A 14,197-nucleotide genomic window follows, 5' to 3' on the forward strand; every position below is an offset into this window, starting at 1 on the left:
GCCTGCAAGGATGTATTGCCCGGTCGATCGCGCTCCGATGACCGACAGGAAAGCCCTGTGGACCGTCGAACGATCATGCGCCGCGTCACGAAAGTCTTGGGACTAGTGGCCGCGGGCCTGCTGGCGGCCGTAGGCGGGGCTGGCGCCTGGCTCTATCTCTTTCCCTCCGACGGCATTCTGTCCTCCACGTCGATCGCGGCCAAGATCGTCTGTTCCAACGTCTTCATGGCGCGACGCGATCCCGCGGACGTCATCGGCACAGATGTCGCGTTCATGCTGCCACGCGCGGCGCGCCACCTGACGATCCGGGTATCGACCTCTGAAAGCCGCGTCGATGCGACCTATCTCGGCCTGTTTGCCCGCCGGAGCGCGCTTCACGTGCCGGACCGCGGATGCACGCTTGCCGTTGACGGCAGAACGGCTCACAGCGCTCCTTTGCCGCCGTCGACCCCATCGGCAGCCCTCTGGCCGGCCGGCGACCGCGTCGAGCCGCCGACGAATGCCCGTCTGATGGCGGCTCTGAACGACACGGCGCTGCAGGGCCCAGGCATGCGCGCCATTGTCGTGGTGCATGAGGGACGCATCGTGGCGGAGACCTATGGCTCTGGGTTCGATGCGGGGACACCGCTGCTTGGCTGGTCGATGACGAAGACCGTCAATACGGTCCTTGCCGGGATGGCAATCGCCGACGGGCGCCTGTCGCTGGACCGACGGAACCTCTTCGCGAAGTGGTCCGGTGATGAGAGAGCGGACATTTCAGTTGCCGACCTTATGGCGATGACCACCGGTCTTGCGTGGAACGAAGACCAAGGGCCTGAACCGGATCCGGGCCTCATGGAATTCGTTGCGAAAGATGCCGCGGCATTCGCGCGGGATCGCAGGCTCGTCGCGCGCGCCGGCTCCCGTTTCAGTTACTCAAGTGGCGCATCCCTCCTCCTGTCGCGTGTCTGGCAGGACGCCGTTGGGTTGGAGGCATCCGATTACCCTCGCGCGAAACTGTTCCGTCCACTCGGCATGGCCAGTGCGGTTCTGGAGGCAGATCCAACCGGCACGTTCCTCGGCGATGCATTTCTCTATGCGACGGCGCGCGACTGGGCACGCTTCGCCGAGTTCTTGCGTCGCGGCGGCGAGTGGAACGGGCGCCAGCTCCTGCCGGCCGACTTCATCGACTACATGCGCTCGCCCGTTCTGCTCTCTGACGCGGGACGTGGCCCGGTCTATGGCCGCGGCAGTGTCTGGCTCGCGAGGGGACTGGGCTTTCGGCTGCCGGCGGACACCTATCTGATGCAGGGTCATCTGCGTCAGGTGATCGCGATCATCCCGTCTCGGAAGCTGGTCATCCTGCGCATGGGGCTGACCCGCGAGGATGTCGGCTACAGCACGGCCCGCCTGCTGACGGCCATCGTCGCGGCGCTTCCGGAAGCGCCCTGAGACGAGGAACGGCAACCGGGAATGCCGGCCAGCAGAGATGTGGCGCTCAGGCCACCTTCATCGCCTTGACCATCTCAGGCAGCGCCCCTGGCCGCTCGCACAGCACGCTCGCCCCGGCCTCTGTCAGTTCCTCCGCCCCGCCATAGCCCCAGGTGACGCCGATGGAGGCCATGCCGTGCCGGCGGGCTGCGAGGATGTCATGCTTGCGGTCGCCGATCATCACGCTGCGCGCCGGGTCGACGCCGCGCTCGGCGATGATCTTGGCGATGATGTCCGCCTTGTCGTCCAGGCTGCCGTCCAGCGCCGCGCCATAGATGCCGTCGAAGAAGCCGGCGAGACCGAAGCGCTCCAGGATCGGCACCGCATAGGGCTCGGGCTTGGCGGTGCAGACGAACATGCGCTCCGAAGCGCCGCGCAGGGCGCCGAGGGCCTCGATCATGCCGTCATAGACCGTGAGGTCATACATGCCGCCCGCCCCGTAATGAACACGGTAGCGGGCAAGAGCCGGCTCCGGATCGGCGCCCTCCCCCATCACCCGCGGAAAGGACAGGCGCAGCGCCGGGCCGATGATCCAGCCGAGGCTCTCGAAGGGCGGCGGCTCGTGGCCGAGGTCGACCAGCGCCTTGCGGAACGAGCCGATGATCCCCGGCGCGGGATCGGTCATGGTGCCGTCGAGGTCGATGAGCAGGGTCGGGCGCATCCGGCCGTCCTAGGGCGTCGCGCGGCCAGCGTCCACCCGCCCCGGCGCAGATGCGCCGCGCGGATCCCGGCGCGTGACAGCCTCCCCCGCCTCCGGCAGAAGGGCGGCAAGGGAGGATCTCCATGGCCCGCGTGATCTCCGTCAGCCTCGACCGCCGCCACCGCTTCTCCAAGGAGACGGTCGAGCGCATCCGCCTCATCGCCGGCGAGGGCGTCGAGGGCGACGCCCATCGCGGCGTCACGGTGAAGCACCGCTCCCGCGCCCGCTTCAACCCGACCCTGCCCAACCTGCGGCAGGTCCACCTCATCCATGCCGAACTCTTCGATGAACTGGCCGGCAAGGGCTTCACGGTGAAGCCCGGCGAGCTCGGCGAGAACGTCACGACCCGGGACATCGACCTGCTCGGCCTGCCGACCGGCGCGCGGCTCGCCATCGGCGGCACGCTGATCGAGCTCACCGGCCTGCGCAATCCCTGCATCCAGATGGACCGATTCCAGGACGGCCTGATGCAGGCGACGCTCGACCGCGACGCCGAAGGCAATCTCATCCGCTCGGCCGGTGTCATGGGGATCGTGCTGGAGGGCGGCGACATCGCCATCGGCGATTCCATCGCCGTGACGCTGCCCGAGGGCCCGCATCGTCCGCTGGAGAAGGTGTGAGCGCTGCTCCTCCCGCCCTCCCAAGGCCCGGCAATCTCGTCTAGAACGACGAACCATCCCATCAGCAGGAGAGCATCATGGGCGCACTCGACGGCAAGGTCGCCATCGTCACCGGCGCGGCGCGCGGCATCGGCAAGGCCATCGCCCAGCGCTTCGCGGCCGAGGGCGCCAGCGTGGTCCTCTCCGACATCGACGCCGTGGCCGGAAAGGCGACGGCCGACGAGATCGGCAAGACCGGCAAGACGGCCTTCGTGCCTTGCGATGTCGGCGATGCGGCCTCCGTCGCAGGCCTCGTCGAAGGCGCCCGCAAGGCCTTCGGCGGTGACATCGACGTGCTCATCAACAATGCCGGCATCGTCCATTCCTCCGATTTCCTCGACCTCGCCGAGGCCGATTTCGACAAGGTCCTGCGGGTGAACCTGAAGGGCTCCTTCCTCGTCGGCCAGGCCGTCGCGAAGCGCATGGTCGAGCAGGTGAAGGCCGGCAAGGCGCCGGGCACCATCGTCAACATGAGCTCGGTCAATGCCCGGCTCGCGATCATCAACCAGATCCCCTATTGCGTCTCGAAGGGCGGCGTCAGCCAACTGACCAATGTCATGGCCCTCGGCCTTTCCGAGCACGGCATCCGCGTCAATGCGATCGGCCCCGGCTCCATCGCCACCGAGATGCTGGCGAGCGTCAACACCGACAAGGCAGCCCGCCACCGGCTGTTCTCGCGCACGCCGCTGCGCCGCCTCGGCGATCCCGACGAGATCGCCAAGGTCGCGGTGTTCCTCGCCTCGGACGCTTCGAGCTACATCACCGGCCAGACCATCTATGCCGATGGCGGCCGCCTCGGCCTCAACTACACGGTGCCGGTGCAGGATTGAGCCCGGCCCTTCCGCCCGCCCTGCGCGCAGCTCTCGAGGACCTTGCCGGCCGCTTTCCGGGCAAGGACCTCGCGGCGGCCAGCCTGCGGCTGACGGAGGACTACAAGGCCGGCCGCGGCTCCCGCCTGCCCGCGCCGGTCGACGTGGCGGCTTATGCCATCGCCAGGATGCCGGCGACCTATGCCGCCTGCGCCAGCGCCCTCGCCGAGGCGCGGGAGCGCGTGGACGCGGCGCCGCGGACGCTGCTCGATATCGGCTGCGGTCCCGGCACGGCGGCCTGGGCGGTGACCGAGGCCTATCCGGACCTCGAGTCGGCCACTCTCGTCGACACGCATCCCGGCATGATGGCGCTCGGACGGGACCTTGCCCGCTCGGGTCCTCCGGCGCTCCTGGCCGCCGGCTGGCACCGCGGCGGCTTCGGCGAGGTCACCGCCGGGGCCGACATGGTGGTCGCGAGCTATGCCCTCAACGAGGTCGCGCCCGCCGAGGCGGCGCGGATCGCCAGGCGCCTCTTCAGCCTCGCCGGACAGGTGCTTATTCTCGTCGAACCGGGCACGCCGAAGGGCTTTTCCGGCCTCTCGGCGGCCCGGTCAGCCCTTGTCGACGCTGGCGCGCACATCGCCGCCCCCTGCCCCGGCGCAATCGCCTGCCCGGCCCTTGCCCCCGACTGGTGCCATTTTGCGGTGCGCCTGCCGCGGCTGCGCGCCCACAAGGCCGCCAAGGGCGCCGACGTGCCCTTCGAGGACGAGCCCTTCAGCTATCTCGTCGTGGCAAAGCCGGGCGTGACGATCATGCCGGCCCCGGCGCGCATCCTCAGGCCGCCGCGGGCCGACAAGGCCGGCACGGCCTTTTCCCTCTGCACCCCCACCGGCGCGCGGACAACAACCGTCCCGAGCCGCGATCGCGACGCCCATCGCTTGACGCGCAGGCTCGGCTGGGGTGATGCCTTCATGCTCAGCCCGGAGGATCCGCCATGATGCGCCTGCTCCCTGCCCTTCTCGCCCTCGCGGCCCTGTCCGCGCCCGCTCTCGCCCAGAACGAGAACCTCTCCTTCTCGCAGCGGATGAGCATCTACCGTGCCTGCAAGCCGGATCTCGATGCCAAGTGCCCCAATGCCGGAACCGATTCGGCGCGGGTCTCGGCCTGCCTGCGCACCAACCAGTCGCAGCTGTCGGAAGGCTGCGTCACCGCCATCCGCCAGGCTGGCGTGAGGTAGGGCCGGCACGAGCCGCCCGATCAGCACTGCCCTGCGCTGCCGGCAATTGACCCTGCGGGCGTCCCCGCCCCAATAGCGGGACACCGGGAGGGGACCGATGCTTGTGATGCCCTGGCTTTGGGCGGTCTTCACCGTCATCGCCGCCGCAGCCCAAACCGCGCGCAATGCCATGCAGCGCAGCCTGACCGAGCGCCTCGGCACGATCGGCGCGACCCATGTCCGCTTCCTCTACGGCCTGCCCTTCGCGCTGGTCTTCCTCGGCGTGGTGCACATGGCGGTCCCGGCGCCCGCACCGGCCGTCTCAGGCACCTTCCTTGTCTGGACCCTGTTCGGCGCGCTTTCCCAGATCGGCGCGACGGCGCTGATGCTGGCGGCGATGCGCGAGCGCTCCTTCGTCGTCACCACCGCCTACACCAAGACCGAACCGGTGCTCGTGGCGCTCTTCGGCGTCGTGCTGCTCGGCGACCATCTGAGCCTGACCGCCTGGCTCGCCATCCTCGTCGCCACATCGGGCATCCTGCTGATGTCGTGGAAACCGGGGACCGAGCAGTCGCTGCGCCCAGCCCTGCTTGGGCTCGTCTCGGCAGCGCTGTTCGGCATGGCGGCGGTCGGCTTTCGCGGCGGCATCCGCACGCTCGACACGCCGAGCTTCGTCATGGCCGCGACGACCACGCTCGCTGTCGGCCTCGCCATCCAGACGGCGGTGCTGACCGCCTATCTGGCGGTGACGGACAGGGCCGGGCTCCTGGCGATCCTCAAGGCCTGGCGCCCCTCGCTGGTCGCCGGCTTCCTCGGCGCCTTTGCCTCGCAGTTCTGGTTTCTCGCCTTCGCGCTGGAGACAGTGGCCAAGGTCCGCACCCTCGCCCTCGTCGAGGTGATCTTCGCCGGCCTCGTCTCGGGCGCGATCATCAAGCAGGCGACGAGCCCGCGCGACGGCCTCGCCATCGCGCTCATCGTGATCGGGGTGGCGATCCTGCTCAGCTTCGGCTGAGCGGGGACAGCCGCGTCAGGTGGCCCATCTTGCGGCCGTCGCGCTGGTCGCGCTTGCCGTAGAGGTGCAGCACCGCGCCCTCTTCCGCCGCGATCCGCCGCCAGTCCTCGACATCGGCGCCGATGAGATTGTGCATCACCGCGTCGGAATGGCGGAGCGTCGAGCCGAGCGGCAGGCCGGCAACCGCCCGCATGTGGTTCTCGAACTGCGAGCAATGACAGGCCGCTTCCGTCCAGTGGCCGGAATTGTGGACGCGCGGCGCCATCTCGTTGAGGAGCAGCCGGCCGTCCTCCGTCACGAAGAGCTCGACCGCCAGCACACCGACATAGTCGAGCTTCTGGGCGAGCACCGTGCCGACCAGCGCCGCCTTGGCGGCCAGCGACACGTCGATCAGGGCCGGCACTGTCGAGGTGCGCAGGATGCCGGCGCGATGGACGTTCTCCACCGGGTCGTAATGGCGGATCTCGCCGTCATGGCCGCGGACGATGAGGATCGAGATCTCGCGCTCGAAGGGCACGAAGGCCTCAAGAATGGCCGGCTGGTTGCCGATCGCTGCGAGCGCCTTGGCTGGATCGTCGCCCTCGCGCATCACCACCTGGCCCTTGCCGTCATAGCCGAAGCGGCGGGTCTTCAGCACCGCCGGCAGGCCGATCCGCTGCAGGGCCGCCTCGAGGTCCGCCACCGTGTCGATGGCGGCGAAATCCGGCACCTCGATGCCGCAATCGCGGGCGAAACTCTTCTCGATCACCCGGTCCTGCGACACGGTCAGCGCCATCGGACCGGGGCGAACCGGCAGCCGGCTCGACAGGAAGTCCGCGGCCTTGGCCGGCACGTTCTCGAACTCGTAGGTGACGATGTCGACGTCCTCGGCGAAGCGGGCGAGCGCCATCTCGTCGGAATAATCCGCCTCGGTGATGCGGCGGACCACGTCGAAGGCCGGGCTTTCCGGCTCCGGCGCATAGATCTGGCAGCGCAGGCCGAGCCGCGCGCCGGCAAGCGCCAGCATCCGCCCGAGCTGCCCGCCGCCGAGAATGCCGATGATCTGGTCGGGCCCGACCGAACGATCAGATGTCGTCACGGGGATGCTCCGCGATCGCCGCCGTCTGGCGGGCGCGATAGGCGTCGAGGCGTTCGGCGAGCGCCGGATCGTTCAGCGCCAGCACGGCGGCCGCCAGCAGCGCGGCATTGATCGCGCCGGGCTTGCCGATGGCGAGGGTGCCAACGGGAATGCCTCCGGGCATCTGGACAATGGAATGGAGCGAATCGACGCCCGACAGCGCCTTGCTCTCGACCGGCACGCCGAAGACCGGAAGAGGCGTGAGCGCCGCCGCCATGCCAGGCAGGTGGGCCGCGCCGCCGGCACCGGCGATGATGATCTTGAAGCCGTTGTCACGGGCCGACTTGGCGAAGCTGTAGAGCCGGTCAGGCGTGCGATGGGCCGAGACGATCCGCGCCTCGAAGCCGACGCCGAGCCCGTCGAGGATATCGGCGGCATGGCGCATGGTCGCCCAGTCGGACTGCGAACCCATGATGATGGCGACGGGCTTCATCCCGTTCGCGGCCGTTCCCGGCATCGACGCCTCCCCCGCGCGTCGGGGACCGACGGCATCCAGAAAGAAGCGCCGGAGAATAGGCAGAGCCGGTGCGGCGGGCAAGATGGCCCGGCTGCGACCTTGGTGGGGAGTTTTGAGCCCCTCGCGAACCCGCCTCAGGCGATGATGTCGGGGGTCAGGAGGTCTTCGAGATAGGCGATCCGGTCGCGAAGCACGAGCTTGCGCTTCTTCAGCCGCTGGATCTGCAGGCGGTCGGCCACCTGCATCCGCGCCAGGGCGTCGATGGCGGCGTCGAGATCGCGATGCTCCTGCCTCAGGCGATCCAGCTCGCTGAGGACTTCGCTCTCGTCGATTTCGCCGGATGCCATGATTGTGACCGCATGCTCTGCCGGCGGCCAGGGACCCTGTCGCCTCGCACCATTATGCCGCCCGGCAGCGTGGATCGGCAAGGCGGTGCCCGGCTCCGCCGGCCGTAACACAGCGTGATTTTACTTTGCCGTCGACAGGTCCACACTCCCCTCCCGTCCGATGCGTTTCGGACTTTTTCCGAGGCCGTCGGCGTTCTCTGTCAGAAGGAGGAGTGGATGAGCCTGCAGTCGCATCTCGCGGAACTCGTGAAGCGCCACGAAGCGCTCGACCGGGAACTGGCGGCCATTGTCGCCCGACCGTCGGCAGCGGATGAAGAAATTGCTGCGTTGAAGCGCCGGAAGCTGCTTCTCAAGGACCAGATCGAGCGTCTGAAGGGGTCCTCGGTCCACTGAGGCCAGCAGTCTGAAGAGGGAATTCGGATGGCGGGTCCGGCGCGTGTATCGCCGGGCCCGCCATTCTGTTTGGGCAGGCCGCTCAGCCCCACATGCGCCGGAACACGCCGTCCTTGATGACGACGAGGTGCATGAGCGCCGCGCCGATATGCACCAGCACCAGGGCGCTCATCAGCAACGCGCCGCCGAGATGGACCTTGTAGATCGCCGTGCAGGTCGCCTCCGCCCCCCGGAAGGGCAGCGTGACATCGATCGTCCAGAAAAGGTTGACCGGCCCGTAGCACATGGAGGTCGGCAGCCATCCGGTGAACGGAACGAGGAAGATCAGGAGGTAGAGCAGGTGGTGGACGGCGGCCGAGGCCGCGCGCTGGAACCGCGTCAGGCTCGCCTCGGGCGGCGGCGTCCCCTGCGAGACCTTGAGGGCCACGCGCGCGATCGCCAGCAGCAGCACGATGAGGCCGAAGGACTTGTGCCACTCGTAGAGGCTATCCTTCAGCGCGGGATTGGCGCCGGGATTGGGCGGATAGGGAATGCTCGCCATGAACAGCCCGACCGGCACGAGCCCGATGATGAGGGCCGCCGTGAGCCAGTGGACGATGCGATGCGGCGTGGAATAGACGTCTGACTGCGCCATGGCGACCTCCTGCCGGGGCCGCAATCATGGGCGGTTCGGAGGCGAAAGGGCAAGGGGCGAGGATCCCGACATCATCCGGTAACCTCCCAAGATCGGATGAGGAGACATCGGACCCAATTGCTGCCACGATGAAGTCAGACGATTTTTTAGGCTCGCCTGATCCAAAAGGGCGAGACGGTACATACATGGATCGTGTCGTCGGCCGAATGCACGGCCTGTCGCGAACCAGGGCATGAGAGGCCCAATCTGACAATGGTAACTTCCGGAATTCTCGGCAGCGACGCCGATATCGTCCGGGCCCAGGTCGAGCGGGCCATTTCCGAAATGCGGGCGAGCCGCCCCGTCGTCGTCCGGCGCGGTGACCGCGCGGTCATCGCCTTCGGCGTCGACGGTATCGACATCGCCTCTGCCGAAGCCGCTGCGGCGCTCGGCACGGCCATGCCGCATCTTCTGCTGCCCGCCGCCCGCCTGCGCCGCCTCGGCCTCGACCGCACCCAGCCGGCGCGCGTCGCCCTGCCGCAGATCGCCGCAGCGCGGATCGAAGCCCTCGCCCTGACGATCGAGTCGCGCATCGACGCGCCGGTCTCGCCCGTTGACGACATCGACGAGGCCGCCCTCGAGCTCGCGCGCCTCGCGCTGGTCGTGCCGGCCGTCGTCATGGTGCCCGTGCCGGCCGATGCCGTGCCCGCCCACGTGCTCTCCGTCGATGTTGACGGCGTGATGGCCTATCGCCGCCTCGAGGCGAAGGCGATCCGCATCGTCGGCCGCGCGCCGGTGCCGCTGGAAGGCGCGCCGGAGACCGAGTTCGTGGTGTTCCGCGGCGGCGAAGGCCTGCGCGATCAGGTCGCCATCGTCATCGGCAAGGTCGATCCGGCCAAGCCCGTGCCGGTGCGCCTGCACTCGGCCTGCCTCACCGGCGACCTCTTCGGCTCGCTGAAGTGCGATTGCGGCGACCAGCTGCGCGACACCGTGCAGTGGATGGCGCGCAATGGCGCCGGCATCCTGCTCTATCTCGATCAGGAAGGCCGCGGGAACGGCATCGCCAACAAGATGCGCGCCTATCGCCTGCAGTCGCAGGGCTGGGACACCTACGACGCCGACGAGGTCCTCGGCTTCGACCTCGACCAGCGCCGCTTCGACTTCGCTGCCGAGATGCTGAAGCAGCTCGGCATCCGCTCGATCGACGTGATGACCAACAATCCCGTCAAGATCGCCGCGATGACCGAGGCGGGCATCGAGGTCCATGCGGAGCGCCGCGTCATCGGCCGCGCCACCGACGAAAACGTGCGCTACCTGACCTCGAAGCGTGACCGCGCCGGCCACGCCATCGACGCCGACGCGCTGCTTGCGAGCCTGACCGCACGCAAGTGACCGTCGAGACCTGACGTCTCGAAGACTGGCGGCGCCGGGGAGGCTGGGCTAAGACCCTGTCTCACCCACCGGCGCCGTCCATGCCCCCTGCCCCGCCCGCGCCCTTCCGCCTCACCGCCGCCCTGCTGCTCTTCGCGGCCGGTTGGCTGGTCCTCGGCTGGCCCTGGCTCTCCGGCGCCGTGACGATCCCCTGGGACGCCAAGGCCCACTGGTACCCGCACCTCGTCTTCGCAGCTCGCGCCATCCATGGCGGCCTCGGCCTTGCCTGGACGCCCAACATCTTCGCGGGCTCGCCGGAAATCGCCGATCCGCAATCGGTACTGTTCATCGCGCCGTTGATTGCGGTCGCCGCGCTCCTGCCGCGCCCGGGCCTCCAGGCCATGGACATCGCCGTGTTCGCGATGCTCTTCGCCGGCGGCACGGGTGTCATCCTGCTCTTCCGCGACCGCGGCTGGCACTGGGGTGGCGCGGTCATTGCCGCACTCGCCTTCGCTTTCGGTGCGGCAGCGAGCTGGCGCATCCAGCATCTCAGCCAGGTTTTCTCGCTCTGCTGGTGGCCAATCGCCTGGTGGCTGCTGGGACGGGCGCTGGACCGCCGCTCCGTAACCTACGGGCTCGCGACCGGGCTTGTCGCCGGGCTCATGGTCCTCGGCCGCGACCAGGTGGCGATGCTCATTGCCTATCTCCTGGCCGCGACGGTGCTGGTCCACTGGCTCTCGGCCGAGCGCAAACTGCGAGCCTTCGCGGCGAGCCTGCCGCCGTTGATCGCCGCCACCCTGGTCGGCCTCGCGGTCGTCGCCATTCCCGTGCTCATGTCGGCCCTCTGGGGCGGAGAATCGAACCGCGTCGTCATCGACGAGATCGGCGCCGGCCGCGGCTCGCTCCACCCGGGATCGCTGCTCACCTGGGCCGTCGGCAATCTCTATGGCGCCGCCGGCCCGCTGGTGGAGCACTGGGGGCCGCCGAGCCCGACCTGGGGTGACACGGGCCTCTTCCTCGCCCGCAACATGGGCGTGCTCTATGCCGGCGCCTTGCCTCTGCTCCTCGTCCTCGGGCTTGTCCGCACCGGCGCCGCCTTCGACCGCGAGATCCGGTTCGTCACGATCGCGCTGGCGGTGATGCTCCTCTACGCCCTGGGCTGGTACACGCCGGCCTTTCGGGCCTTCTGGCACCTGCCCGGGGTCGATCTCTTCCGCCGTCCGGCCGATGCGGTCTTCGTCATCGGCGGCCTCTTTGCGATCCTCGCGGGCTATGGCGCGCACCGGCTCATCACCGGGTCGCTGGCGACCACCTGGCGGATCGAGGCCCTGCTGGCCGCCGCGCTCGTCACCGCCGCGAGCGGGCTCATCGTCGCCAAGGGCGCGCCGGCCTCGGCCTGGATGGCGCTCGCCATCGCCGCCGGCTCCATTGCCGCAAGCCTGCTTTTGCTGGGGCTCTCCCGCCGCCTTCCAGCGCTCGCGCTCGTCGCCCTGCTGGCGCTCGTCCTGACCGCGGACCTGCGCGTCACCAACGGCCCGAGCGAGTCCACGGCCCTGCCGCCTTCGAGCTACGCCAGTCTCACCCCCGGCGCGGACGATCCCGCGCTCGCGCTCATCCGTCGTCTCACCATCCGCGACGGCGAGCGGCGCGACCGCGTGGAGCTCATCGGGCTTGGCTATGAATGGCAGAACGCCGCGCTGTCGCACGACCTTGAGGATGTGCTTGGCTTCAATCCCGTACGGTCGGCGGCCTATGCCAATCTGGTCGGCGCCGAGGACATCGCGGCCCTGCCCGACCAGCGCCGCTTTCCCCCCGCCTTCCCGTCCTACCGGTCGGATCTCGCCAACATTCTCGGCCTGCGCTTCATCGTCACCCGCGGAGCCCTGAGCGCTGTCGACCGCCGCGCCAGGGAGGCCGATTTCCCGCTGGCCGGCACAGCGGGCGACATCTGCATCTACGAGAACCCGCGCGCCCTCCCCCGCGTCTGGATCGCGCCGACGGCCATGGAGACCCCTGCCGACCTCGCATCATCAGGCTTTCCGGCCGGCCTCGACCCGCGCCGCACCGTTCTGCTCGAAGGACCTGTGCCACGGGCCCGCTCCGCCGGCGGCACGGCGCGGATTCTCGCCTATGGCCATGACCGGGTGCAGATCGAGGCGCGGACCACCGAGGGCGGCATTCTCGTGCTCGCCGACGCCTGGCATCCCTGGTGGGTGGCGCGGATCAACGGCCGCGAGGCGCCGATCCGGCGCGCCTTCGGGCTGGTGCGCGCCGTGGAGGTGCCGGCGGGCCTCGCCGAGGTCACCTTCACCTTCGAGCCCCTGCAGGGACTTGTCCGGCAGATCCGCGAGCGCCTCGCCGCCCGCGGCCAGCCGCAGGCGCCGTAACGGCTCAGGCGCCGTAGACCTTCGCGCCCTTCGGCGTGACCAGCCCCTCGGCAAGGTCCTTCTCGACAGCCTTGCGGTCGCGCTTCACGGGATCGCCGATGCCGCCGCCGCCGGGCGTCATCACCACCAGACGGTCATCGGGCGGGATGAGCTGGAAGCCCTTGCCCTTCAGCACCTTGCCCGATTTCAGCGCCACCGCGCCGGCGGCGCCGTTCTTGCCGCCATCGCGGCCGCGCGGCGGATGGTCGATGCGGTCATAGGCCGCGAGCAGGTCGAAGGGCTTGCCGATGCGGCTGCCGACCTCGATGACCTGGCCGAGGCCGCCGCGGGTGGCGCCGGCGCCGCCGGAATCGACCCGGAACTCCTTGCGCCAGAAGATCAGCGGCGTGATGGACTCGGCGATCTCCACCGGCGTGCCCTTGACGCCTGAAGGGTAGGCGGTCGCCGACAGCCCGTCCTTCATCGGCCGCGCGCCGGTGCCGCCATTGGAGGTCACGGCCATCATGAACCCGTAATTGCCGAGGCCCGCCTCGTCTGTCTGGCCGCGCACGTTGAGGTTCCACAGGCATGACGTGCCCTCGGCCGGCACCCGCTCCGGGATCGCCTGGCGCAGCGCGCCGAACACGACGTCGGGCAGCATCTGGCCGATGATGTGGCGCGAGGCGACCGGCTTCGGCTTGAGCGCGTTGACGATCGTGTCCGGCGGCGCGGAGACCGTCAGCGGGCTCAGCGAGCCGGCATTGTTCGGGATCTCCTTGCCGACGATGCAGGCAAGGCCGAAGACAGTGTAGGCGGTGGTGTAGGCGAGCGGCACGTTGATGCCGCGCTTCGAGGCCGCACCCGTGCCGGTATAGTCCACATGGATGCCGGACTTGGTCACCTCGACGGTGCAGGCGAGCGTCACCGGCTCGTCGTAGCCGTCCACCGTCATGGTGTTGGACCACTTGCCCTTGGGCAGGCCGGCAATGGCCTCGAGCACCGCGGCCTTGGACCGCGACAGGATGTGCTTCGACAGCACGTCGAGGTCCTTCAGGCCGAACTCCTCCATCATCTCCGACAGGCGCTGGCAGCCGACATCGTTGCAGGCGGCCAGGGAATAGACGTCGCCCTCGGTGTCGATGGGCAGCCGCGTATTGGCGCGGATCATCGCCATCAGCGTCTCGTTGAGCTTGCCCTGGTCGGCGAGCTTCAGCAGCGGGATGTAGAGCCCCTCCATGAACACGTCCGTGCCGTCCGGCCCGAAGCCGATGCCGCCGATATCCATGATGTGGCTGGTGCAGGAGAAGAGGCCGACCAGCTTGCCGCGATGGAAGGCGGGCGTGGTCAGCACGAAGTCGTTGAGGTGACCGGTGCCCATCCACGGATCATTGGTCACGTAGATGTCGCCGGGCTTCATCGTCTCGACCGGGAAGGCCTTGATGAAGTGCTTGACGCTTTCGGCCATGGAATTGACGTGGCCGGGCGTGCCGGTCACCGCCTGGGCCAGCATGTTGCCCTCGCGGTCGAAGACGCCGGCGGAGAGGTCGCCTGCCTCGCGGACGATGGGCGAGAAGGCGGTGCGCAGCAGCACCTGCGCCTGTTCCTCGACCACCGCGATGAGGCGGTTCCACATGACCTGCAGTTCGATCTCGGTCAGCTTGGCCATG

15 protein-coding genes are annotated in these 14,197 nt (G+C 69.0%); 9 read left to right on the forward strand and 6 right to left on the reverse strand.

Going from position 1 to position 14,197, the window contains the following annotated elements; all coding sequences use genetic code 11:
* Positions 1-75 precede the first annotated feature (75 nt).
* Positions 76-1,431, forward strand: coding sequence for a serine hydrolase domain-containing protein (locus C8P69_RS10520; RefSeq protein ID WP_170118206.1), 1,356 nt, complete (start codon positions 76-78; stop codon positions 1,429-1,431).
* A 46-nt stretch (positions 1,432-1,477) separates the two neighbouring features.
* On the opposite strand, the gene C8P69_RS10525 is transcribed toward C8P69_RS10520, so the two are convergent.
* Positions 1,478-2,131 (reverse strand): HAD hydrolase-like protein, encoded by a 654-nt coding sequence (locus tag C8P69_RS10525; RefSeq protein ID WP_108176867.1) that lies wholly within the window; start codon positions 2,129-2,131, stop codon positions 1,478-1,480.
* A gap of 122 nt (positions 2,132-2,253) precedes the next feature.
* Between C8P69_RS10525 and C8P69_RS10530 the strand changes: the two genes are divergently transcribed.
* The 5 genes from C8P69_RS10530 (at position 2,254) to C8P69_RS10550 (ending at position 5,866) form a co-directional block, all read left to right on the forward strand.
* Positions 2,254-2,790, forward strand: a complete 537-nt coding sequence (locus C8P69_RS10530) for an MOSC domain-containing protein (RefSeq protein ID WP_108176869.1) — start codon at positions 2,254-2,256, stop codon at positions 2,788-2,790.
* Between the two features lie 77 nt (positions 2,791-2,867).
* Positions 2,868-3,659, forward strand: coding sequence for an SDR family NAD(P)-dependent oxidoreductase (locus tag C8P69_RS10535; RefSeq protein WP_108176871.1), 792 nt, complete (start codon positions 2,868-2,870; stop codon positions 3,657-3,659).
* Positions 3,656-4,636 carry a small ribosomal subunit Rsm22 family protein gene (locus tag C8P69_RS10540; protein WP_108176872.1) on the forward strand — a complete coding sequence of 327 codons (981 nt, stop codon included), beginning with the start codon at positions 3,656-3,658 and terminating at the stop codon, positions 4,634-4,636. Before C8P69_RS10535 ends, C8P69_RS10540 begins: the two co-directional genes overlap by 4 nt.
* Positions 4,633-4,875 carry a cysteine rich repeat-containing protein gene (locus tag C8P69_RS10545; RefSeq protein WP_108176874.1) on the forward strand — a complete coding sequence of 81 codons (243 nt, stop codon included), beginning with the start codon at positions 4,633-4,635 and terminating at the stop codon, positions 4,873-4,875. Before C8P69_RS10540 ends, C8P69_RS10545 begins: the two co-directional genes overlap by 4 nt.
* Positions 4,876-4,972: 97 nt before the next feature.
* The gene (locus tag C8P69_RS10550) at positions 4,973-5,866 is read left to right on the forward strand and encodes a DMT family transporter (RefSeq protein WP_108176876.1); all 894 of its coding nucleotides are present in this window, start codon (positions 4,973-4,975) and stop codon (positions 5,864-5,866) included.
* Here C8P69_RS10550 and C8P69_RS10555 read toward each other — a convergent pair.
* The 3 genes from C8P69_RS10555 to C8P69_RS10565 all read right to left on the reverse strand — a co-directional run bounded on the left by C8P69_RS10555 (position 5,853) and on the right by C8P69_RS10565 (position 7,787).
* Entirely contained in the window at positions 5,853-6,944 is a 1,092-nt protein-coding gene (locus tag C8P69_RS10555; protein WP_108176878.1) for a 5-(carboxyamino)imidazole ribonucleotide synthase, read from the reverse strand. The genes C8P69_RS10550 and C8P69_RS10555 overlap by 14 nt on opposite strands.
* A complete protein-coding gene (purE, locus tag C8P69_RS10560; protein WP_245901980.1) occupies positions 6,931-7,440 on the reverse strand; it encodes a 5-(carboxyamino)imidazole ribonucleotide mutase in 510 nt (169 codons plus the stop codon). The genes C8P69_RS10555 and purE overlap by 14 nt, the downstream gene beginning before the upstream one ends.
* 134 nt (positions 7,441-7,574) lie before the next feature.
* Complete coding sequence (locus tag C8P69_RS10565) at positions 7,575-7,787, reverse strand: YdcH family protein (RefSeq protein ID WP_108176880.1); 213 nt, start codon at positions 7,785-7,787, stop codon at positions 7,575-7,577.
* Positions 7,788-8,003: 216 nt separating this feature from the next.
* Between C8P69_RS10565 and C8P69_RS10570 the strand changes: the two genes are divergently transcribed.
* Positions 8,004-8,180 (forward strand): YdcH family protein, encoded by a 177-nt coding sequence (locus tag C8P69_RS10570; RefSeq protein WP_108176882.1) that lies wholly within the window; start codon positions 8,004-8,006, stop codon positions 8,178-8,180.
* 82 nt (positions 8,181-8,262) lie between these two features.
* Here the strand turns inward: C8P69_RS10570 and C8P69_RS10575 are convergent, their stop codons facing one another.
* Entirely contained in the window at positions 8,263-8,814 is a 552-nt protein-coding gene (locus C8P69_RS10575; protein WP_108176884.1) for a cytochrome b, read from the reverse strand.
* A 252-nt stretch (positions 8,815-9,066) separates the two neighbouring features.
* Between C8P69_RS10575 and ribA the strand changes: the two genes are divergently transcribed.
* Positions 9,067-10,185, forward strand: a complete 1,119-nt coding sequence (ribA, locus tag C8P69_RS10580) for a GTP cyclohydrolase II RibA (protein WP_108176886.1) — start codon at positions 9,067-9,069, stop codon at positions 10,183-10,185.
* Positions 10,186-10,265: 80 nt separating this feature from the next.
* Complete coding sequence (locus C8P69_RS10585; protein WP_108176888.1) at positions 10,266-12,551, forward strand: hypothetical protein; 2,286 nt, start codon at positions 10,266-10,268, stop codon at positions 12,549-12,551.
* A gap of 4 nt (positions 12,552-12,555) precedes the next feature.
* On the opposite strand, the gene C8P69_RS10590 is transcribed toward C8P69_RS10585, so the two are convergent.
* Complete coding sequence (locus C8P69_RS10590) at positions 12,556-14,196, reverse strand: hydantoinase B/oxoprolinase family protein (protein ID WP_108176890.1); 1,641 nt, start codon at positions 14,194-14,196, stop codon at positions 12,556-12,558.
* Position 14,197: the final 1 nt, after the last annotated feature.

This window comes from Phreatobacter oligotrophus (assembly GCF_003046185.1).
Classification (GTDB): Bacteria; Pseudomonadota; Alphaproteobacteria; order Rhizobiales; family Phreatobacteraceae; genus Phreatobacter; species Phreatobacter oligotrophus.

What these genes read in the sequence shown, in the direction of transcription:
- C8P69_RS10520 (WP_170118206.1), top strand. Translation starts at nt 76, where the DNA reads ATGCGCCGCGTCACGAAAGTCTTGGGACTAGTGGCCGCGGGCCTGCTG.
- C8P69_RS10525 (WP_108176867.1), bottom strand. Translation starts at nt 2,131, where the DNA reads ATGCGCCCGACCCTGCTCATCGACCTCGACGGCACCATGACCGATCCC.
- C8P69_RS10530 (WP_108176869.1), top strand. Translation starts at nt 2,254, where the DNA reads ATGGCCCGCGTGATCTCCGTCAGCCTCGACCGCCGCCACCGCTTCTCC.
- C8P69_RS10535 (WP_108176871.1), top strand. Translation starts at nt 2,868, where the DNA reads ATGGGCGCACTCGACGGCAAGGTCGCCATCGTCACCGGCGCGGCGCGC.
- C8P69_RS10545 (WP_108176874.1), top strand. Translation starts at nt 4,633, where the DNA reads ATGATGCGCCTGCTCCCTGCCCTTCTCGCCCTCGCGGCCCTGTCCGCG.
- C8P69_RS10550 (WP_108176876.1), top strand. Translation starts at nt 4,973, where the DNA reads ATGCTTGTGATGCCCTGGCTTTGGGCGGTCTTCACCGTCATCGCCGCC.
- purE (WP_245901980.1), bottom strand. Translation starts at nt 7,440, where the DNA reads ATGCCGGGAACGGCCGCGAACGGGATGAAGCCCGTCGCCATCATCATG.
- C8P69_RS10565 (WP_108176880.1), bottom strand. Translation starts at nt 7,787, where the DNA reads ATGGCATCCGGCGAAATCGACGAGAGCGAAGTCCTCAGCGAGCTGGAT.
- C8P69_RS10570 (WP_108176882.1), top strand. Translation starts at nt 8,004, where the DNA reads ATGAGCCTGCAGTCGCATCTCGCGGAACTCGTGAAGCGCCACGAAGCG.
- C8P69_RS10575 (WP_108176884.1), bottom strand. Translation starts at nt 8,814, where the DNA reads ATGGCGCAGTCAGACGTCTATTCCACGCCGCATCGCATCGTCCACTGG.
- ribA (WP_108176886.1), top strand. Translation starts at nt 9,067, where the DNA reads ATGGTAACTTCCGGAATTCTCGGCAGCGACGCCGATATCGTCCGGGCC.
- C8P69_RS10585 (WP_108176888.1), top strand. Translation starts at nt 10,266, where the DNA reads ATGCCCCCTGCCCCGCCCGCGCCCTTCCGCCTCACCGCCGCCCTGCTG.
- C8P69_RS10590 (WP_108176890.1), bottom strand. Translation starts at nt 14,196, where the DNA reads ATGGCCAAGCTGACCGAGATCGAACTGCAGGTCATGTGGAACCGCCTC.